Here is a 21295-nt window from a genome sequence, read left to right on the forward strand (position 1 = left end):
GTCTGAATGTTAGCTAAAAACTGGCTATTTCAACGCTTTTTAAGCCACTGAACAATAAAATCGGCAACCTGCATTGGCTGATTAATATCCAATATGGGCAAATTCAGTTCCATATCCTCATCAGTAGCGACGGCAATCACATACTGATCCAGCAAATCCTTAATCTCACCTTTAACGCCACGCCGCCAAAGTGCAATTTTGGGGACCGGCTCATCTTTGAAGCCCTCGACCAGCACCAGATCCAACGTTGAGCTATCCATCTGTGATGCTAATTGCATTAGGCTTAAAGGCTTATTAGGTGATTCAACCATCAATGCCCAGCGCTGATTACTGGCGACGATCACCTGATCCGCCCCAGCTTTGCGCAGCAAATAACTGTCTTTCCCCGGCGTATCGATATCCATCTGATGATGTGTGTGCTTAATTAAGCCTGATCGAATCCCCTGAGTTTTGAGAAGTGGAATGACTTGCTCAAGCAAAGTGGTTTTTCCTGTCCCGCTCCATGCGGAAATCGCCAGTAAGCGCACACTCATAAATACTTTTCCTCATTCATGAGATCGTCTGGCGTATTGATATTGCGGAACGCAGATTCTGGGTCTGAAAACGCAATAGCATGCCCGCCATGCTCATGTAAGAACTGCATTAAACGTCGCTCGCCGCGCAGTAGCCAGGTTTCAAGATCGTCAGCCAATGCACAATTGACCAGCGCTAAAGCTGGATGATCACGCTGGGAGGATTTCACCCACACAGCGGGCGCATCATTACGCTGTTGCCACAGACGCGCGACAAAGTCATTGGGGATCCATGGCGTATCACAAGCGCAGAAAGCGACCCATTCGTTTTTACTGCTGCGTAAACCACTGAGCATGCCGGCCAGCGGTCCGGGATAATCGGGCAATGTATCGATAACCACCTGACAACCGCTTGCCTGATAGCGATCAATGTTACGGTTAGCGCTTATCAACACAATATTGACCTGCGGCCGGAATCGCCGCAAAACGTGCTGATAAAGGGGTTCACCCTGTAACATCAATAACCCCTTATCCTGGCCTCCCACCCGAGTGCCTTGGCCACCCGCGAGGATCACGCCGGTAAATGCTGTCATATTCGTCTCCTTGCTTCATTCTGGACGATACTTACTGAGCGGCAGCGTACCATCTGCATAAAGGAATCAATGATGAAATATCACCGACTCAATGAACTGCTCGAGCTTCTGCAACCCGCATGGCAGAAGGATGCCGATCTCAACTTGCTGGCATTTTTGCAAAAACTGGCGCAGGAATCTGGTTTCAGTGGCCCATTAAGTGAATTAACCGATGATGTATTGATTTACCATCTCAAAATGCGTGACACAGATAGCCAGAGTGCCATTCCCGGCCTGAAAAAGGATTATGAAGTGGACTTCAAGACCGCGCTATTACGTGCACGCGGTGTGATTAAGGATGATGAGTAATGTTATCCTTGCGCATTAATCGCAAAGGTAACACACAGGCAAAAAGATGAGCGAAGCCGCCTTTAATTTCCAGACGTTGAATCCCGATGTCATCCTTGATGCACTTTGGGATGCGGGTCTGCGTGTCGAATCAGGCTTAACCGCCCTCAATAGCTATGAAAACCGCGTCTATCAGTTCAGCGACGATGATAAACGCCGCTATGTGGCTAAGTTTTATCGTCCGCAGCGCTGGAGCGCACAACAGATCCTTGAAGAGCATCAGTTCACTCAGGATTTATTAGAGGATGAAGTGCCGGTTGCCGCGCCGCTCGTTCTGCAGGGCAGCACGTTGAATCATCATGCCGGCTTCATGTACGCGGTCTTCCCCAGTTTAGGCGGACGGCAGTATGAAACCGATAACGAGGATCAGATGGAATGGGTTGGCCGCTTTCTGGGGCGCATCCATCAAACCGCAAAGCAAAGCCTGTTTCAGCAGCGACCCACTTTCGGCCTTGAAGAGTATATTTTTCAACCGCGTCGGGAGCTGGAACAAAGCGCGTTAGTACCGGCTTCACTTAAAGACTTACTGCTTGCTGCCGTTGATAAGCTCAGCGCGACGCTGCAGCAGCGCTGGCATAGCCATTGGCAGCCGTTAAGGTTGCACGGCGATTGCCATCCCGGCAATATTCTGTGGCGTGAAGGCCCGATGTTTGTCGATCTTGATGATGCCCGTAACGGGCCAGCAGTGCAGGATTTATGGATGCTGGTTAATGGCGATCGACAGGAACAATTGATTCAATGGGACATTTTGCTGGAAGCCTATAATGAATTCGGTGATTTTGATTTACATGAATTGTCACTGATTGAACCTTTACGCGCTATGCGCATGGTTTATTATTTGGCCTGGGTAGTACGCCGCTGGCAGGATCCCGCTTTTCCGCGCGCCTTCCCCTGGATGACAGATGAGGATTTTTGGCGCCGGCAGATTGCATTATTTATCGAGCAGGAAAGGCTGTTACACGAACCGCCGTTGCAGCTTAGCCCGCAATATTAATGAAGTACTCAGGAGATTGTTTCACGATGAAAAAGATCATGTTTGCGCTGGTAGGTTTAATGCTGGCATTTGGCGCCTCGGCGGCACAGTTTAACGATGGTAAGCAGTTCGTTACGTTGCCAAAGCCAGTGGCGGGTGAGCCGCAGGTTCTGGAGTTCTTCTCCTTCTTCTGCCCACATTGCTACCAGTTCGAACGCGTTTATCACGTGAGCGAGGCAGTGAAAAAGAACCTGCCGGCGGACACGAAAGTGACCAAATACCACGTTGATTTCCTTGGTGGTCAATTCGGTCCGGTTGTCACTCAGGCATGGGCTGTTGCCATGGCGCTAGGCGTAGAAAGCAAAGTTACTGCACCGATTTTCGACGGTATTCAGAAAACCCAAACCGTTACCGATGCAGCAAGCCTGAAAGAGACTTTTATTAAAGCAGCGGGTATCTCTTCAGAAGATTACGATGCAGCGTGGAATAGCTTCGCAGTAAAAGCGCTGGTTGCGCAGCAGCAGAAAGCAGCAGCAGACGTCAATCTGCAAGGTGTGCCAGCGATCTTCGTTAACGGCAAATATATGGTTAACAACGGCGGCCTGGATACCAGCTCAATGGACAACTTCGTTGCTGATTACGCCAATGTAGTGAAGTTCCTGGTAGAAAAGAAGTAATTTAGTTTTTAGAACGCCGGTACTGCCGGCGTTTTTTATTGCCTTCATTCTCTTATTTGTGCGATGTATTTATTAACCCTTCGCTTAATATCCACATGGACGATCGTCTTTTCATTGGGGCGAGCAAGATCACAATAAGTATTTAACTTGCTGATATAAATGAATTTTTAATATTAAAGTAATTGCAATTAACGTAAATAACAATACGTTATGATTTTTACGCACAAACTTATCCACAGTTTGATCCTTGCGATCCGTGCCGCGTAACGACGAAAAAGATCCTGACTTCCCCGAGTGCATTCAACATTCTCCTCTGGTTGTGGCATCCTTATAGCCCTCATTATCGCAACGAAGAAAATACGAACCTATGGCGCAAATTGCAGAAAATCCCCTGATTCTGGTCGACGGCTCATCTTATCTGTACCGTGCATATCATGCCTTTCCGCCGCTAACGAACAGTGCAGGCGAGCCAACTGGCGCCATGTATGGTGTGCTCAACATGTTGAAAAGCCTGTTGATGCAGTATCAGCCAAGCCATGTGGCTGTGGTCTTCGATGCGAAAGGCAAAACCTTCCGCGATGAGCTTTTTGAACACTACAAATCGCACCGTCCGCCGATGCCAGACGATCTGCGTGCGCAGATTGAGCCGCTGCATGAAATGGTGAAGGCGATGGGCCTGCCGCTGTTGGCGGTATCTGGCGTTGAGGCGGATGACGTTATCGGTACGCTGGCGCTAGAGGCGGAAAAACTCGGCCGTCCGGTGTTGATCAGCACCGGCGATAAAGATATGGCGCAGTTAGTGACGCCTGCGATCACCTTGATCAACACCATGACGAATACCGTGCTCGGTCCGGAAGAGGTCGAGCAGAAATATGGCGTGCCGCCAGCACTGATTATCGATTTCCTCGCCATGATGGGCGACAGCTCCGATAACATTCCAGGCGTGCCGGGAGTCGGTGAGAAAACCGCGCAGGCGTTGCTGCAAGGCTTGGGCGGTATGCAGTCAATCTATGACAATCTCGATAAAGTGGCCGATCTCTCGTTCCGCGGTGCGAAAACCATGGCGGCGAAGCTGGAGCAAAATCGCGACGTCGCGTTCCTGTCTTATCAGCTGGCAACCATCAAAACCGACGTTGAGTTGGATCTGACCTGCGATGAGCTTGTCGTCAATGAACCTAATGTCGAAGCGCTGCAAACCTTGTTTAGCCGTTATGAATTTAAGCGCTGGATTACCGATTTGCAGGATGGTTCATGGCTGCAACAAGGTAAGAAGAGCAACGCGCAGGCTAAGAAACCGCAGCTCAGCGAACCTGCTGCGCCCGCTGCCGAAGCGACCAGCGTGCTCTCTGCGGATGGCTACGTCACTATCCTCGATGAAGCGACATTTGCCGCATGGCTCAAAAAGCTGAAAAGCGCCGAGCTCTTCGCTTTCGATCTTGAGACCGACTCGCTGGATACCTTAAGCGCCAATATTGTCGGCATTGGTTTTGCCGTCGCGCCGGGCGAAGCAGCTTATCTGCCGGTTGCCCATGATTATCTGGATGCGCCAGATCAGCTGGATCGCAGCGAAGTGCTGAAGCAGCTAAAACCGCTGCTGGAGGATGGTAACGCGGCGAAGGTTGGTCAGAATCTCAAATACGATCGCGGCGTGCTGAAGAATTACGACATTGAACTGAACGGCATCAAATTTGACACCATGCTGGAATCTTATTGCCTGAATAGCGTGGGCGGAAAACACGATATGGACAGTCTGGCCGCGCGCTGGCTAAACCATAAAACGGTGACTTTCGAAGAGATCGCGGGTAAAGGCAAAAATCAGCTCACATTTAATCAGATTGCTATCGAACAAGCGGGCCACTACGCGGCGGAAGATGCCGATGTCACGCTGCAATTGCATCTGAAAATGTGGGAGAAACTGGAGCCGGAAGCGGGGCCGAAACAGGTATTTGAAGAGATCGAAATGCCGTTGTTGAAGGTGATATCGCGGATTGAGCGCAACGGCGTGCTGATTGACCAGAATATCCTGGCGAAACACTCGCAGGAGCTGACCACGCGTGTGGCCGAGCTGGAGCTGAAGGCGCACGAGCTGGCAGGCGAACCGTTTAACCTTTCTTCACCTAAACAGCTGCAAACCATTTTGTTTGAAAAGCAGGGTATTAAACCGACCAAGAAAACGCCGGGCGGCGCGCCGTCGACCAGCGAAGAAGTGCTGGCTGAACTGGCTCTCGATTATCCACTGCCTAAAGTAATTCTGGAACATCGTGGTTTATCAAAGTTGAAATCGACTTACACCGATAAGCTGCCACTGATGATCAATCCGCTTACCGGCCGCGTACATACATCCTATCATCAGGCGGTAACGGCGACGGGACGACTCTCGTCTACCGATCCTAACCTGCAGAATATCCCGGTGCGCAACGAAGAAGGGCGCCGAATCCGCCAGGCGTTTGTCGCCGGATCGGGCAATCGTATTGTCGCCGCGGACTACTCACAGATTGAACTGCGTATCATGGCGCATCTGTCGCAAGACAAAGGCCTGCTGGATGCGTTTGCCCAGGGCGAAGATATCCACCGTGCCACCGCATCAGAAGTGTTTGGTGTGGCGTTAAGCAAAGTTTCAGGTGAGCAGCGTCGCAGTGCCAAGGCGATCAACTTTGGTCTGATCTACGGAATGAGCGCGTTTGGTCTTTCCCGCCAGCTCAATATCGGTGCGGGTGAGGCGAAGAAATACATGGATCTCTACTTTGAACGCTATCCGGGCGTGCTGCGTTATATGGAAGAGACGCGCGCGAAGGCAGCAGAGAAAGGCTATGTAGAAACGCTCGATGGTCGTCGTTTGTGGCTGCCTGATATCACCTCCAGCAATGCGATTCGTCGTAAAGCGGCGGAGCGAGCGGCGATTAATGCCCCAATGCAAGGCACGGCAGCAGACATCATCAAACGCGCGATGATTGCGGTGGATGGCTGGCTGTTGGAGCAAAAAGACGATGCCGTGCGCATGATTATGCAGGTACACGATGAACTGGTGTTTGAGATCCGCAGCGATGCAGTGGATAGCGCCATTAAGACCATCCGTGATCTGATGGAGAACAGCATGAAGCTGGATGTGCCGCTGCAGGTGGAAGTAGGCACCGGCGATAACTGGGATGAGGCACACTGATCACGCTGATTCAGCGGTATTTGCGTGCCGCTGGCATCATCATAAGAAAAAAGTTTACTTAATCGGTTCAGCAACCTCACAAAGCGGTCTATTAAATGCGCGTTTTGTAACTGCCTATCGTCTAAGCATTTTTTTAGTAATTAAACTACATCGAACGCGTGAAAGTGTGATGAGCTTAGTAAAAAAGATGTCGAATCCTGAAACTTAACAACAAAAAACCCTTTGTAGGGCGCTGAAAATCAGGTAGAGTTTGTCGCGTAGGGTACAGAGGTAAGATGTTCTATCTTTCAGACCTTTTACTTCACGTAATCGGATTTGGCTGAATATTTAGCCGCCCCAGTCATTTATGACTGGGGCGTTTTTTATTGGGCTTTTTCTCAGAAGCCGCAACAAAATCACTCTGCTGTTTCTTCGCCGTCGCCTTCTTGCGCTGGCTCTAGTTCGCTAAACCAGCTGTCCAGCTTCTTACGCACAATATCAACGCCCATCTTCTTCAGCGACGAGAACATTTCCACCTGCACATCACCGTTAAAGGCCAGCGACGCTTCGCGCACCATCGTCAGCTGTGCTTTACGTGCGCCGGATGCCAGTTTGTCGGCTTTGGTCAGTAAGACCAGCACGGGAATCTGGCTCTGCACGGCCCATTCAATCATGTTCTGATCGAGGTCTTTCAGCGGATGGCGAATATCCATCAATACCACCAGACCCTTCAGCGCCTGACGTTTTTGCAAATATTCCGCCAGCGAGCGCTGCCATTTGCGCTTCATCTCTTCCGGAACCTGGGCATAGCCATAACCGGGTAAATCGACCAGACATTTACCTTCAACCACTTCAAACAGGTTAATCAGCTGAGTACGACCTGGCGTTTTACTGGTACGGGCCAGACCTTTTTGGTTAGTGATGGTGTTAAGCGCGCTGGATTTACCTGCATTCGAGCGCCCGGCAAAAGCAACTTCAATACCCACATCCGCCGGTAAGTGGCGAATATCGGGGGCGCTGAGCATGAAATGGGTCATGTGATAGTTCAAAGCAGACAAAGTGAAACTCCAGCAAAATGAATCGGGCAATTGGGCTGATTATACCTGTAATGGCGCAAAAGTGCCCGATAGCGTCCAAATGCGCCATTTTGTAAGAGATCTATGATTTTTACTGCCAGCGATTACCGCTTCATTGAATATTAACAATCCATTTAGATGTTATATTTCAATGATTTGAAATGACCTCAGGAAATGCCACTCTAAAATAGAGACAAGTCTCACTTGTTCATTTTACCTATTAGTCTACATTTGTTGTCAGTGCACGGCAGCACCCATCAGGATGATGAGCTCAGGAGTGTCGGGGATGACCAAGAGCATGGCGGGAAGCGATTCAGGCAGGAATCGAACAAGGACAGGGATTAATCGCAGGAGCGATGTGGCGATGGAGCAACCGGGACGTTGTGAGCCGTAAAGGATTTATTCAGTGTTTCCTTCATATGAAGGTGCGATAAAAGGCGATAGCATAGGCTATCGCCTTTTTTCTTTGCTTACTTTCTGCTAGATTTCGCCGCAATTCTATACTGAACTCACAAAGCACCGCCGAGACCGGACACCATGAAGCAACCTGCATCAGCCCCGCGTGGCAAACCTGCTGCGAAAGCCAAACGCAAATCGCGTGAAGACCTTAATCAGGAAGCGCGCGATCGCAAACGCGATAAAAAACATAGCGGCCATAAATCTGGCAGCCGCGCCAATCCTGAAACGCAAGCCGCTGGCAAAGGTCAGGGTAAAAAAGCTCAGGATCCACGCCTGGGCAGCAAAAAGCCGATCGCATTAGTTGCTGATGGTAAAACCCAGCCGGCAAAAAAGCCTGAAGCGAAACCAAAGCCAAAAGCAGAAAAAGTTCGCCTGACGCCGCAAGAAGAGCTGGCGAAGCTGGAAAATGACGAACGTCTGGATACGCTGCTGGATCGCCTGGAAAACGGTGAAACCTTGAGTGGCGAAGATCAGGCCTGGCTGGATCAAACCTTAGACCGCATCGATGAGCTGATGGAAACGCTGGGCATCGCGCTGGATGACGAAGCGGAAGATGAGCAGGCTGAAGAAGATATGATGCGCCTGCTAAAAGGTAATTAAGGCAAATTTTGATCGGCATGCGTTTTCGCGCATGCCGCGCTAAACAGGTATTCACCTATGTTTTGGCCTGGATCAATTTTCGCGCTGCTGCTGACATGTTATCTGCTCTGGTTATTGTTTAAACTACGCCGCCTGTCGCGTCTTAAGTCGCGTTTACGTCGGCGTTCAGCCCATCGCTTCGTCCACTCTTCAGCTACGCGACCCTCTCTCAGACGACGTCACCGTAAGGAGTGAGCATGTCATCGCAGCAGATTGATTGGGATCAGCGCCTCATCGAAAAATACAACTACGCTGGCCCACGTTATACCTCTTATCCCACCGCGCTCGAATTCAGTGAGAAATTTGGTGAGGCAGATTTTCAGCAAGCCGTGCAACGCTATCCCGATCGTCCGTTATCGCTGTATGTGCACATCCCGTTTTGCCATCGGCTTTGTTATTTTTGTGGCTGCAATAAAATCGTGACGCGCCAGCTGCATAAAGCCGATCGCTACCTTGATGTGCTGGAGCAGGAAATTCGTCAGCGTGCGCCCTTATTTGCGGGCCGCTGCGTCACTCAATTGCACTGGGGTGGTGGCACGCCGACATTCCTCAACCAGCAGCAGGTGAGCCGGCTGGTGGCGCTGCTACGCGAGCATTTTACGATTGCCGATGACGTCGAAATGTCGATCGAGGTTGATCCACGTGAAATCGAACTGGAGATGATCGATCATCTGCGCGCGGAAGGTTTTAATCGCCTGAGCATGGGCGTGCAGGACTTTAATAAAGCGGTGCAGGAGCGCGTGAATCGCGTGCAGGATGAAGAAACCATCTTCGCTCTGGTGCAGCGTGCGCGTGAGCAAGGCTTCCGTTCGGTCAGCCTTGATCTGATTTATGGCTTACCGCTGCAAACGCCGGAAAGCTTCGCCTTTACTTTACAGCGCGTTATTGCACTCAATCCCGATCGCCTCAGCGTCTTCAATTATGCGCACATGCCTTCACTGTTCGCTGCGCAGCGTAAAATTAAAGATGAGGAGCTGCCAGGTGCAGCACAGAAACTGCAGATCCTGCAGGAAACCATCGCCACCTTAACCGGCGAAGGCTATCAGTTTATCGGTATGGATCACTTCGCGCGTCCGGATGATGAGCTGGCGGTGGCACAACGCGCTGGCGAACTGCATCGTAATTTTCAGGGTTACACCACACAGGGCGAAACCGATTTGCTCGGTTTGGGCGTGTCGGCCATCAGCATGCTGGGCGACAGCTATGCGCAAAATCACAAAGAGTTGAAAGCCTATTACGCAGATGTCGAGCAGCGCGGCAATGCGCTGTGGCGCGGGCTTACCTTGAGTAACGATGATTGTTTGCGCCGCGATGTGATTAAAGCCTTAATCTGTAATTTCGCACTGGATTTTGCCGCGGTCGAGGCGCAATACCCAGTTGAGTTTGAACACTATTTTGCCGAGGATTTAGCGCTGTTAGCGCCGCTGGTGGCGGATGGATTGGTGGAGCAGCACGGTCGCAGCCTGCACGCTACCGGCGTCGGTCGGTTGCTGATTCGTAACATCTGTATGTGCTTCGATGTGTATATGCGCCAAAAGGTGCGCATGCAGCAATTCTCGCGAGTGATATAAAAAAACGGGGAGCCCATTCGCTCCCCGGTTTCAAAACGCAAAACGTGCGCGTTATTCCATCCCCAGCTCTTTCAACTTACGCGTCAGGGTATTTCGTCCCCAGCCGAGCAAGCGTGCCGCTTCCTGTTTGTGCCCTTGTGTATGACGCAGCGCGGTGGTGAGCAGCGTGCGCTCCATCTCCGGCTGTGCTTCCGACAACAGGTTTTGATGACCGGAACGCAAGGCGCGATCTGCCCACTGCGCCAGCAGAGTAGCCCAGCTGTCCGGCAACGATTGCACCGGATTGTCTGGCGTGCTGGATTCAAACAGTTCAGGCGGCAGATCCTGAATCAACACTTCCTGGCCAGCTGCCATCACCGTCAACCAGCGACAGGTATTTTCCAGCTGGCGCACGTTACCGGACCAATGCAGACGCGTCAGCGCGGTTTCGGTTTCCGGATGCAGAATCTTCGCTTCCACCCCTAACTCACGTGCAGCAACCTGCAGGAAGTAACGCGCCAGGCGCGGAATATCTTCACGTCGTTCACGCAGCGGCGGCAGATGAACGCGGATCACGTTAAGACGATGGAACAAGTCTTCACGGAATTTGCCTTCCTGCACGCGCAGCTCAAGATTCTGGTGGGTTGCCGCGATGATACGCACATCCACTTTCACCGGCGCATAGCCGCCAACGCGATAAAACTGGCCATCGGCCAATACGCGCAATAAGCGGGTTTGCACATCAAGCGGCATATCACCAATTTCATCAAGGAACAGCGTGCCGCCATCGGCCTGCTCAAAACGTCCCTGACGAATCTGGTTGGCACCGGTGAACGCGCCTTTCTCGTGACCAAATAGCTCTGATTCAATCAAATCTTTGGGAATCGCCGCCATGTTGAGCGCGATAAAAGGAGATTTCGCGCGTGGACTGTGGCGATGCAGCGCATGTGCCACCAACTCTTTACCGGTACCGGATTCACCATTGATCAGCACGCTAATTGAGGAGCGTGAAAGACGACCAATGATGCGGAACACATCCTGCATTGCCGGCGCTTCGCCGATAATGTCGGTGGTTGGGCCGCTGACGGGCTGATTGCGCGGCTGCTGCTGCTCCTGATAATGGCTAATCGCACGTTCAACCAGTGCGACCGCTTCATCAATATCAAACGGCTTTGGCAGGTAATCAAACGCACCTTGCTGATAAGCGCTGACGGCCGCATCCAGATCGGAGTGCGCGGTCATAATGATCACCGGAAGCATCGGATGGCGCTGCTTAATCTGTTTCAGCAGCGCAAGTCCATCCATGCCAGGCATACGAATGTCTGACAATAATACGTCTGGGGTTTTGCTTGCGAGCGCGTCCAATACCTCGTTAGCGCTGTCAAAGGTTGCACAGCTCAAACCGGCTCCAGTGAGTGCCCTTTCAAGCACCCAGCGGATGGAGCTATCGTCATCGACGATCCAGACTATCCCTCGTTGCATAGAAACCTCACTGGCGAATAGGCAGGTAAACCGAGAATTCGGTGTGACCTGGCCAACTGTTAAATTCTATTTTTCCTGAATGCTGATCGATCAGGCTACGGGCGATGGACAGACCTAAACCGGTGCCGCCTTCGCGTCCGCTAACCATCGGATAGAACAGGGTATCTTGTAGCTGGGCCGGAATGCCTGGGCCGTCATCTTCAATATCAATACGCGCGACTAAGCGGTAACGCGTGCCGTGCAGCGTGAGCTGGAAGGCGGTACGCGTACGAATCACAATGGTGCCGCCTTCATCGCCCAATGCCTGCAGCGCGTTTCGCACCACATTCAACAGCACTTGTTCAATCTGGTCGGGATCGTGCGGCAGTTCCGGCAGGCTTGGGTCGTAATCACGCACCAGCGAGACGTTATCCGGCAGCTCCATTGATACCAGATTCACCACGCGCTCGGCGACCTGATGAATGCTTTGCGTTACGTGCAAGCCCGGCTGTTGCGGGCCAAGCAGACGATCAACCAGATTACGCAGGCGGTCGGCTTGCTCAATGATGATGCGCGTATATTCATGCAGGGAAGGATCGGGTAACGCGCGAGTCAGTAGCTGCGCGGCGCCACGTAATCCTCCCAGCGGGTTTTTAATCTCATGCGCCAGACCGCGCACCAAATCGCGGGCAGCGACCTGCTGAGCATGCTGAATTTGTTCCTGGCTAAGACGACGTTGATTATCCATCGGCGCCATTTCCAGCAGAATAAAGCCATCCGGTAAGCGCTGTGCCGTGAGCGACATAATGTGCGCACGGCCATCAACCACGAGAGTGACTTCGCTATCGGTAAAGCCCTGGCCAGCTCCGAGACTCTCGCTCATCACCTCAATATTCAGCGAAAAATAGCCGGTTAATTCCGGTAATGGCGTGCCGAACAATTTACGTGAGCTTTGCGCCAGTAATTGCTGAGCCGCCGGATTGGCGTAATGGATAACTAAATCGTTATCGACCAGCAAAATACTGTTGATCAGGGAGTTGAGAATCTGCCCCGCGTCGGGCAGCGTGCCAGTTGCCATACAGCGTTCCTCTGCACTAATTTAGTGCATTATAGCCTTTCAGGACGGAAATCTGTGCTTCGAACCATGAATGCGCGGAGAAAAAAGCCCATCCGGAGATGGGCTAAAGTTTCCACGGCAATTAAAAATCTTTCAGGCTGTTCACGCAGCAAAAAGAGTGCGTGAACAGGGAGCTGAAATTTTAAATTAAACGCTGTAGTACAGTTCGAACTCAACTGGGTGCGGAGTCATACGCACGCGGTCAACGTCTGACTTACGCAGTTCGATGTATGCATCGATAGCGTCATCAGTGAACACGCCGCCACGGGTCAGGAACTCGCGGTCTTCGTTCAGTGCATTCAGTGCTTCTTCCAGAGAACCTGCAACTTTTGGAATCTCAGCTTCTTCTTCCGGTGGCAGGTCATACAGGTTTTTGTCCATCGCATCGCCAGGGTGGATCTTGTTGATAACACCATCAAGACCGGCCATCAGCAGCGCGGTGAATGCCAGGTATGGGTTAGCCGCTGGATCCGGGAAGCGTGCTTCGATACGACGTGCTTTCGGGCTGGCAACCACTGGGATACGGATAGAAGCAGAACGGTTACGGGCAGAGTAAGCCAGCATAACTGGCGCTTCGTAGCCTGGGACCAGACGCTTGTAGGAGTTGGTGGTTGGGTTCGCCAGGGCGTTGATCGCTTTAGCGTGCTTGATGATACCGCCAATATAGAACAGAGCAGTTTCAGACAAGCCGCCGTACTTGTCGCCAGAGAACAGGTTCACGCCGCCTTTTGACAGAGACATGTGGCAGTGCATACCAGAACCGTTATCGCCGAACATTGGCTTAGGCATAAAGGTTGCCGTTTTGCCGTACGCGTGAGCAACGTTGTGCACCACGTATTTGTAGATCTGAATTTCGTCAGCTTTTTTGGTCATGGTGTTGAAGCGGGTTGCCACTTCGTTCTGACCAGCTGTGGCTACTTCGTGGTGATGTGCTTCAACCACCAGACCCATCTGCTCCATGGTCAGACACATGGCAGAACGGATGTCCTGTGCTGAGTCAACCGGTGGCACTGGGAAGTAACCGCCTTTCAGACCTGGACGGTGACCTTTGTTACCGCCTTCGTACTCTTTACCGGTGTTCCAGGCTGCTTCGATATCGTCGATAGCCACGTGTGAACCTGAAGTAGAAGAACCGAAACGGATGTCATCGAACAGGAAGAACTCTGGCTCTGGTCCAAACAGCACGGTATCCGCGATGCCTGAAGAACGCAGGAACTCTTCTGCACGCTTAGCAATGGAGCGTGGGTCACGGTCGTAGCCCTGCAGTGTGCCTGGCTCAAGGATGTCGCAACGGATGATCAGGGTCGAGTCTTCGAAGAACGGATCCATGACTGCAGTGGTTGCATCCGGCATCAGCACCATGTCTGATTCGTTAATGCCTTTCCAGCCACCGATGGAGGAGCCATCGAACATTTTGCCTTCTTCGAAGAAGTCAGCGTTAACCTGGTGAGCAGGGATAGTAACGTGCTGTTCTTTACCTTTGGTATCGGTAAAACGCAGGTCAACAAACTTAACTTCATGCTCGTTCATCATCGAGAGAACGTGTTCAGCGGACATACTCAACTCTCCTGGAAATGGTCATTATCGTCATGGTGAGAGAACTTCGTTGCCGGGAATGTGTCACGACTGCTGACCACTCCTAACCAAAGATCTCGGCAAGCTCTTTCAACCGTTTTATAACTGTCGTTTTCGCTTAAAATATATAAAGCGAATTCTGTGCCAACTTTATGACAATGGCGAAAATGGCGCTACAATGCGCCCTTTCGTGAGTCGAAGGCTGCACCAGGATGGATTGCATGCATCGTTATGGTGCGCCACAGGTGAAGTTAAGCACCAATTTGGTGCAAATTACTATCACAGTGCAGATTAATGCACCGTAAACGGTGCTAAAAACCAGCGCTATAAGAAACTTTCGGCGAAATCTGTGATCATGTTCAGTCTTCCGCTTAATCCGTGTACAATACCGCGTTATTTCTATAATGCCTGAGGCAAAGCTGTGATCGAAAATTTGCGTAACATCGCCATCATCGCGCACGTTGACCATGGTAAGACCACCCTGGTTGACAAGCTGCTCCAACAGTCCGGTACTTTTGATGCTCGTACCGAAGCGACTGAGCGCGTAATGGACTCCAACGATTTGGAGAAAGAGCGTGGGATTACCATCCTCGCAAAAAACACCGCCATCAAATGGAATGACTACCGTATCAACATCGTTGATACCCCAGGACACGCCGACTTCGGTGGTGAAGTGGAGCGCGTCATGTCCATGGTGGATTCGGTGCTGCTGGTTGTAGATGCGATGGATGGCCCTATGCCGCAAACCCGCTTCGTAACCAAGAAAGCATTTGCTCATGGTTTGAAGCCGATTGTGGTTATCAACAAAGTTGACCGTCCGGGCGCGCGTCCTGATTGGGTTGTTGATCAGGTATTTGACCTGTTCGTTAACCTGGATGCGACTGACGAGCAGCTGGACTTCCCGATTATCTTCGCTTCGGCGCTGAACGGTATCGCGGGTCTGGAACATACCGACATGGCTGACGACATGACCCCGCTGTATCAGGCGATCGTTGACCACGTTTCTCCACCTCAGGTTGAAGTTGAAGCGCCACTGCAGATGCAGATCTCGCAGCTGGACTACAACAACTATCTGGGCGTGATCGGCATCGGCCGCATCAAGCGCGGTACCGTGAAGCCGAACCAGCAGGTCACTATCATTGATAGCGAAGGCAAAACCCGTAACGGTAAAGTCGGTAAAGTGCTGGGCCACTTGGGTCTGGAACGTATCGAAAGTACCCTGGCAGAAGCGGGCGACATCATCGCCATCACCGGTCTGGGCGAGCTGAACATCTCTGACACCATCTGCGACACGCAGAATGTGGAAGCGCTGCCAGCCCTGAGCGTTGATGAGCCAACCGTTACCATGTTCTTCAACGTGAACACCTCACCGTTCTGCGGTAAAGAAGGTAAGTTCGTGACCTCGCGCCAGATTCTGGAGCGTTTGAACAAAGAGCTGGTACACAACGTGGCACTGCGCGTTGAAGAAACCGAAGATTCGGATGCGTTCCGCGTTTCCGGTCGTGGTGAGCTGCACTTGTCGGTTCTGATCGAAAACATGCGTCGTGAAGGTTTCGAGCTGGCGGTATCCCGTCCGAAAGTTATCTTCCGCGAGCACGAAGGCCGTAAGCAGGAGCCATTCGAAAACGTGACCCTCGACATCGAAGAAACCCATCAGGGTTCTGTGATGCAAGCGATGGGTGAGCGTAAAGGCGATCTGAAAAACATGGATCCAGATGGTAAAGGCCGTGTACGTCTCGACTACATGATCCCAAGCCGTGGTCTGATCGGCTTCCGTAACGAATTCATGACCATGACTTCAGGTACCGGTCTGCTGTACTCCACCTTCAGCCACTACGACGATGTTCGTCCGGGCGAAGTGGGCCAGCGTCAGAACGGCGTGTTGATCTCGAACGGTCAGGGTAAAGCGGTAGCGTTCGCCCTGTTCGGTCTGCAGGATCGCGGCAAGCTGTTCCTCGGTCACGGTGCGGAAGTGTATGAAGGCCAGATCATCGGTATTCACAGCCGTTCTAACGATCTGACAGTAAACTGTCTGACCGGTAAGAAACTGACCAACATGCGTGCGTCAGGTACTGACGAAGCCACCACTCTGGTTCCACCGCAGAAAATGACGCTGGAACAGGCTATCGAGTTCATCGATGATGACGAACTGGTAGAAGTGACTCCGCTGTCAGTCCGTATTCGTAAACGTCATCTGACCGAGAACGATCGTAAACGTTCTTCTCGCGGCAGCAAAGAGTAAGCGAAACAGTCTGATATTGAGCCCCGCACCTGCGGGGCTTTTTTATGTCTGCAACCCGCTGCAACGCTCGCTTAATGAAGTTTGCCTCCGCTTCCAGATTACTGATTTCCCGCCCCTCGTCCCTGTTCAGCTCCCACTTTTGCCGCTAAAGTGAATGATCCAGGGAACGAAAAGGAGAGGCGTCATGCTGTACATCTTTGATTTAGGCAATGTGATTGTTGATATCGATTTCAATCGTGTGCTCGGCGTCTGGAGCGACTTAGGGCGCGTGCCGTTATCCACGCTACAAAGTCGTTTCCGCATGGATGAGGCTTTTGAGAAACACGAACGTGGCGAAATCAGCGATCCAGAATTTGCTGCGCGCATTTGCGACCAGCTGGATATCGCGTTGAGCTATCCGCAATTCACCGCTGGCTGGCAGGCGGTCTTTGTCGGCGTGCGTCCGGAAACGCTGGCGATCATGAACAAGCTGCGTGCCAATGGCGAGCGCGTGGTGATCCTGTCCAATACCAATCAGCTGCACTTCGAGTTCTGGCCAACCCAATATCCCGATGTTCAACAGGCGGCCGATCATCTTTATATGTCGCAGGATATCGGCATGCGTAAGCCGGAAGCGCGCATCTACAACTATGTGCTGCAGCACGAAGGTTATCAGGCCGATCAGGCGGTATTTTTCGATGATAATCAGGCCAATATCGACGCTGCGCGCGCACTCGGCATTGAGAGCGTGCTGGTGGTTGATGAGAAAACTGTGCCGGACTGGTTTGCGGGTCGTCTCTGAGTGCTGAACCATCGACATCTGCGCCACTCGGCGCATGCCTTTTATTTGTGGGTAAAACTGCTGTGGCGACGCGTTGACGATGACAACATGACGACGCAGGCGGGTAATCTCGCCTACGTCTCATTGCTGGCATTGGTGCCGCTGATTGCCGTGGTGTTCGCTCTGTTTGCTGCTTTTCCGATGTTCTCGGACATCAGCGTGCAGTTGAAGAACTTCATCTTTACCAACTTCATTCCGGCAACGGGCGACGTGATTCAGCGTTATCTTGACCAGTTTGTCGCCAACGTCAATAAGATGACGGCGGTCGGCATTGTGGGGTTGATCGTCACCGCGCTGCTGCTGATGCATTCGGTGGACAGCGCGTTGAACGCCATCTGGCGCAGCGATAAACCGCGTCCAATGGTCTACTCCTTTGCTGTTTACTGGATGATCTTAACACTGGGCCCGCTGCTGGCCGGCGCAAGTTTAGCGCTCAGCTCCTATCTGCTGTCGCTGCGCTGGGTGAACGTCACGGGCGTCACCAGCTTGATCGATCATCTGCTGCGCATATTCCCGCTGTGCCTCTCGATCCTCGCTTTCTGGCTGCTGTATAGCATTGTGCCGACGCGGCGCGTGCCGACGCGTGATGCACTGATCGGCGCCATCGTTGCCGGGTTGCTGTTCGAGCTGGGTAAAAAAGGCTTTGCGCTCTATGTTACGATGTTCCCTTCGTATCAGTTAATTTACGGCGTTCTGGCGGTCATCCCCATTCTGTTCCTATGGGTCTATTGGTCGTGGTGTATTGTGTTGTTAGGCGCGGAAATCACCGTCACGCTGGATGACTATCGCCAGCTAAAACAGCAGGAACGCGAAAAAGAACGTGAGGAAACATGATTGCTTTGATTCAGCGCGTCAGCCGCGCCAGTGTCAGCGTTGACGACGCGACAGTGGGCGAAATTGGCGCCGGCTTGCTGGTGTTATTGGGTGTGGAAAAGGGCGATGACGAACAAAAAGCGCAGCGATTAACCGAGCGCGTGCTGGGCTACCGTATCTTTGCGGATGAGAATTACAAAATGAATCTTAATGTGCAGCAGGCAGGTGGCAGCGTGCTGGTGGTGTCGCAATTCACTCTCGCCGCAGATACCAATAAAGGTATGCGTCCCTCTTTTTCTGGCGGCGCAGAACCGGCGGAAGCCGAGCGCCTCTATGAATACTTTAGCGATTGCTGCCGTGCACAGGGTGTGGCCACCGCAAACGGGCGCTTCGCCGCCAATATGCAGGTTTCGTTGGTAAACGATGGTCCGGTGACCTTCTGGTTACAGGTGTGAGGGTTTCAGCCGAGCGGCAAGGATTTAGCCACGCAAGCTTCGAACGAGAGAATCACTTTATGTATCATCTTCGCGTACCGCAAACGGCGGAAGAGCTGGATATGTATTACCAGTTCCGCTGGGAAATGTTACGAAAGCCGCTGCGTCAGCCGCAGGGTTCTGAGCGTGATGCCTGGGATGCGCTGGCGCATCATCAAATGGTGGTGGATGAGCAAGGCAAACCGGTGGCAATCGGCCGTCTGTACATCAATGCCGAGAACGAAGCCGCGATTCGCTTCCTTGCCGTGCATCCTTCGGTGCAGGGCAAAGGTCTTGGCACGCTGGTGGCGATGACGCTGGAATCGGTCGCGCGTCAGGAAGGGGCAAAACGCGTCACTTGTAGCGCGCGTGAAGACGCCGTCGAATTTTTTGCCAAGCTCGGCTACGTCAACCAAGGCGAAATCACCGCGCCGCAAACTACGCCAGTGCGCCACTTCCTGATGATAAAACCGGTCGTGACGCTCGACGATATTCTGCATCGCGCCGACTGGTGCGGACAGCTGCAACAAGCCTGGTACGAGCACATTCCGCTGAGTGAAAAAATGGGCGTGCGCATTCTGCAATATACTGGGCAGAAATTCGTTACCACCATGCCCGAAGCGGGCAACCAGAATCCTCATCACACCCTATTTGCGGGCAGCTTGTTCTCGCTCGCCACGCTCACCGGTTGGGGTTTAATTTGGCTGCTGCTGCGCGAGCGCCATCTCGGTGGCACCATTATTCTGGCGGATGCGCATATTCGCTACAGCAAACCGATCAGCGGCCGTCCGGGCGCGATTGCCGATCTCGGCTCGCTCAGCGGCGATCTTGATCGTCTGGCGCGTGGCCGCAAAGCCCGCGTGCAGATGGAAGTGGAGCTGTTTGGGGATGATGAGCTGGGCGCGGTATTCGAAGGTGTGTATATCGTGCTGCCCGCCGATTCTGACGGAGCACTGGAAGAGGGCGGCTCCGGCGCCCGTATCGATTAGTCCTGCAATTTTTTTACATACTGTAGCGGCGCAATTTATTGCGCATCGCTTTTTAAAGTCAAAAGAGCGCAATGAATCGCGCCGCTACAGAATTATTGCACTTGCCCGCCCCGCATCGTTTGCTGTACAGCTTGGGCATCGGTGGTTACCGACAACGTGCCATCCACGCTGGGGCGCAGCGGCGCGCTGGCGTTCAGCGAACCTTTCAGCTGCAGCTGTAAATTACTGTTACCGCTCAACTGCAGCGTTGGCCAACCCCAATTGCCCAGCACGTTTGCCGGCACAGCCTGGCCTTTCAGATTCAGCGTCAACGGACGTTGCGCGTCCTGCCCAACCGTTGCTGATCCTTCCAGTAAACCGCTGCCGTTAAAGGCGCTCAATTCCGTTACCTGAATCTGTTGATCGTTGGCATTCAGCGCAATGGACGGATGACGCAGATCGGTACGATTGAAGGTGGCTTCGGCCGCGTTGAAGCTGGCTTTACCGGACCAGATTCCCCACTGATGTTGACGCGCCAGTAGCAGATTATTCGCGCTGCCATCCAGTGACGTCATCTGGAACGGGAACGCCGGATTGATATCAATAATCAGGTTACGGTTGGCGGTAGCGCGGGTTATTAGCACGCTATCCAGCCATTCCGGTAAGGTTTGCTGCCAGCGTTCACGCCAGTTTTGCGGCAAAGTATATTCCAGCCCGGCGATCGCCAGTTCATCCAGCATCAGACGTTTGTCGCTGCGCGTCCAGTTGCCGCTGGCGCGCACCACGCCATTCACCCAGCGCGAACTGAACTGCGTCAGCGCGATGCCCTGCGCCGAGAATTCGGCATTGACGATAGGATCGTTGAGCTCAAAGCCACCGTTAATAAAATTCCCGGCATTCATGGAGAGAGAACCGCCATCGCTTTCCCAATCATCGCCGCGCAGGGTGACATTTTTCAGGGTTAAATCGAGATCGGTCACCGCCCAGTCAGGTCCTTGCAGGCGTGCATCGGTCATATCCAGACGGTTGATGCTCACAGAAGGCACAGCGCGCAGCGGATTGAGGAAGTCGCTCAGGCTTTGATGGGTTTGCATGCGGATATCGTTGAGGCGCAGTTGGTCGATCTTCCAGTTACCCAGCGCATCGCGCTCGGCGTTGCCGGTCATCGAACCGCGCGCCAGATCGGCGCCGATATTGCTCAGCACCAGACGACGTTGCTTGATACTGCCCTGCAGCAGCACGTTGTTACCCGGTACGCCATCCAGCGTCAGGGTGCCAGCGCTAATCTGGAACTGCGCATCGCTGCCCAGCACGTCGTTAGGCAGCGGTTTCCACGGCAGAAGACCACCATTCACGCGCTGAGCGGTCATCGGCAATGTGCTGTGCGGATTCTCAATACGCACATTATTCAGCTGCAGGCGATTGGCCTGAATCGGCAGCGTGGTATCGGGCGCTTGATTGGCGAGATTGATTTCACTGTCGCGCACTTCGATGCTGTTGAAGTGCAGTGGATCGCTGAACTGAACCAGCGCAAGGCCAAGATCAACGCGTTTCGCCACCAACACGGCGGGCTGACCATCATGACCAAAGCTGAAGTCATCGAGAATGATATGCGAAGGGGAGGAGAAGTCGTGCTCAATCTTGCTGAGAGAGAGATGCCAGGCGGTTTTATCGCTTACCCAGCGGCTAAACCAACCTGCGCCCCATTGTGTTTGTAGCAACACATACAACACTACCAGCGCCAGCAGAATTAGCAGCAGTAAGGTAAGGAAAAACTTGCCTAAAAATTTCATCGCACTCATCCATCCCGATATTTATCCG

At 52.6% G+C, this 21295-nt stretch carries 19 protein-coding genes; 12 read left to right on the top strand and 7 right to left on the bottom strand.

Annotated elements, in window-relative coordinates; genetic code table 11:
* Window positions 1-29 precede the first annotated feature (29 nt).
* Together mobB and mobA are read right to left on the bottom strand one after the other, a co-directional pair.
* Window positions 30-533: a molybdopterin-guanine dinucleotide biosynthesis protein MobB gene (gene mobB / locus MWH02_RS21900; protein ID WP_110868414.1), complete on the bottom strand. Its 504-nt coding sequence runs from the start codon at window positions 531-533 to the stop codon at window positions 30-32.
* Window positions 530-1105, bottom strand: a complete 576-nt coding sequence (mobA, locus tag MWH02_RS21905; protein WP_271461461.1) for a molybdenum cofactor guanylyltransferase MobA — start codon at window positions 1103-1105, stop codon at window positions 530-532. The genes mobB and mobA overlap by 4 nt, the downstream gene beginning before the upstream one ends.
* 72 nt (window positions 1106-1177) lie before the next feature.
* Here mobA and MWH02_RS21910 point away from each other — a divergent pair, with 72 nt between their 5' ends.
* The 5 genes from MWH02_RS21910 (at window position 1178) to spfP (ending at window position 6625) form a co-directional block, all read left to right on the top strand.
* Window positions 1178-1453 (top strand): YihD family protein, encoded by a 276-nt coding sequence (locus MWH02_RS21910; RefSeq protein ID WP_101760725.1) that lies wholly within the window; start codon window positions 1178-1180, stop codon window positions 1451-1453.
* Between the two features lie 46 nt (window positions 1454-1499).
* Window positions 1500-2486 (top strand): serine/threonine protein kinase, encoded by a 987-nt coding sequence (locus MWH02_RS21915; RefSeq protein ID WP_101760724.1) that lies wholly within the window; start codon window positions 1500-1502, stop codon window positions 2484-2486.
* A 26-nt stretch (window positions 2487-2512) separates the two neighbouring features.
* Window positions 2513-3142, top strand: coding sequence for a thiol:disulfide interchange protein DsbA (gene dsbA / locus MWH02_RS21920; RefSeq protein ID WP_101760723.1), 630 nt, complete (start codon window positions 2513-2515; stop codon window positions 3140-3142).
* A gap of 367 nt (window positions 3143-3509) precedes the next feature.
* Window positions 3510-6302 carry a DNA polymerase I gene (polA, locus tag MWH02_RS21925; protein WP_271461462.1) on the top strand — a complete coding sequence of 931 codons (2793 nt, stop codon included), beginning with the start codon at window positions 3510-3512 and terminating at the stop codon, window positions 6300-6302.
* 275 nt (window positions 6303-6577) lie between these two features.
* Entirely contained in the window at window positions 6578-6625 is a 48-nt protein-coding gene (gene spfP / locus MWH02_RS23125) for a small protein SpfP (protein WP_071892919.1), read from the top strand.
* A 72-nt stretch (window positions 6626-6697) separates the two neighbouring features.
* Here spfP and yihA read toward each other — a convergent pair whose 3' ends face one another.
* A complete protein-coding gene (yihA, locus tag MWH02_RS21930) occupies window positions 6698-7339 on the bottom strand; it encodes a ribosome biogenesis GTP-binding protein YihA/YsxC (RefSeq protein ID WP_101760721.1) in 642 nt (213 codons plus the stop codon).
* 555 nt (window positions 7340-7894) lie between these two features.
* Between yihA and yihI the strand changes: the two genes are divergently transcribed.
* Entirely contained in the window at window positions 7895-8416 is a 522-nt protein-coding gene (gene yihI / locus MWH02_RS21935; protein ID WP_101760720.1) for a Der GTPase-activating protein YihI, read from the top strand.
* A gap of 236 nt (window positions 8417-8652) precedes the next feature.
* On the top strand, window positions 8653-10026 hold the full coding sequence (hemN, locus tag MWH02_RS21940; RefSeq protein ID WP_271461463.1) for an oxygen-independent coproporphyrinogen III oxidase: 1374 nt from the start codon (window positions 8653-8655) through the stop codon (window positions 10024-10026).
* A gap of 51 nt (window positions 10027-10077) precedes the next feature.
* Here the strand turns inward: hemN and glnG are convergent, their stop codons facing one another.
* From glnG to glnA, 3 genes are all read right to left on the bottom strand, one after another.
* Window positions 10078-11487: a nitrogen regulation protein NR(I) gene (gene glnG / locus MWH02_RS21945; protein WP_008109800.1), complete on the bottom strand. Its 1410-nt coding sequence runs from the start codon at window positions 11485-11487 to the stop codon at window positions 10078-10080.
* A 7-nt stretch (window positions 11488-11494) separates the two neighbouring features.
* Window positions 11495-12544: a nitrogen regulation protein NR(II) gene (gene glnL / locus MWH02_RS21950; protein ID WP_008109798.1), complete on the bottom strand. Its 1050-nt coding sequence runs from the start codon at window positions 12542-12544 to the stop codon at window positions 11495-11497.
* 186 nt (window positions 12545-12730) lie between these two features.
* Complete coding sequence (gene glnA / locus MWH02_RS21955) at window positions 12731-14140, bottom strand: glutamate--ammonia ligase (protein ID WP_256697869.1); 1410 nt, start codon at window positions 14138-14140, stop codon at window positions 12731-12733.
* 439 nt (window positions 14141-14579) lie between these two features.
* Here glnA and typA point away from each other — a divergent pair, with 439 nt between their 5' ends.
* The 5 genes from typA (at window position 14580) to fabY (ending at window position 19495) form a co-directional block, all read left to right on the top strand.
* Window positions 14580-16400, top strand: a complete 1821-nt coding sequence (typA, locus tag MWH02_RS21960) for a ribosome-dependent GTPase TypA (RefSeq protein WP_008109794.1) — start codon at window positions 14580-14582, stop codon at window positions 16398-16400.
* A gap of 184 nt (window positions 16401-16584) precedes the next feature.
* Entirely contained in the window at window positions 16585-17181 is a 597-nt protein-coding gene (yihX, locus tag MWH02_RS21965) for a glucose-1-phosphatase (protein ID WP_101760718.1), read from the top strand.
* Entirely contained in the window at window positions 17182-18054 is an 873-nt protein-coding gene (locus tag MWH02_RS21970) for a virulence factor BrkB family protein (protein WP_101760717.1), read from the top strand.
* Window positions 18051-18488, top strand: a complete 438-nt coding sequence (dtd, locus tag MWH02_RS21975) for a D-aminoacyl-tRNA deacylase (RefSeq protein ID WP_271461464.1) — start codon at window positions 18051-18053, stop codon at window positions 18486-18488. Before MWH02_RS21970 ends, dtd begins: the two co-directional genes overlap by 4 nt.
* Window positions 18489-18547: 59 nt before the next feature.
* Window positions 18548-19495: a fatty acid biosynthesis protein FabY gene (gene fabY, locus MWH02_RS21980; RefSeq protein WP_101760715.1), complete on the top strand. Its 948-nt coding sequence runs from the start codon at window positions 18548-18550 to the stop codon at window positions 19493-19495.
* A gap of 92 nt (window positions 19496-19587) precedes the next feature.
* Here fabY and MWH02_RS21985 read toward each other — a convergent pair whose 3' ends face one another.
* Complete coding sequence (locus MWH02_RS21985) at window positions 19588-21267, bottom strand: AsmA family protein (RefSeq protein WP_271461465.1); 1680 nt, start codon at window positions 21265-21267, stop codon at window positions 19588-19590.
* Window positions 21268-21295 lie beyond the last annotated feature (28 nt).

The sequence above is a fragment of the Pantoea leporis genome, from assembly GCF_028048155.1.
Lineage (GTDB): Bacteria > Pseudomonadota > Gammaproteobacteria > Enterobacterales > Enterobacteriaceae > Pantoea > Pantoea leporis.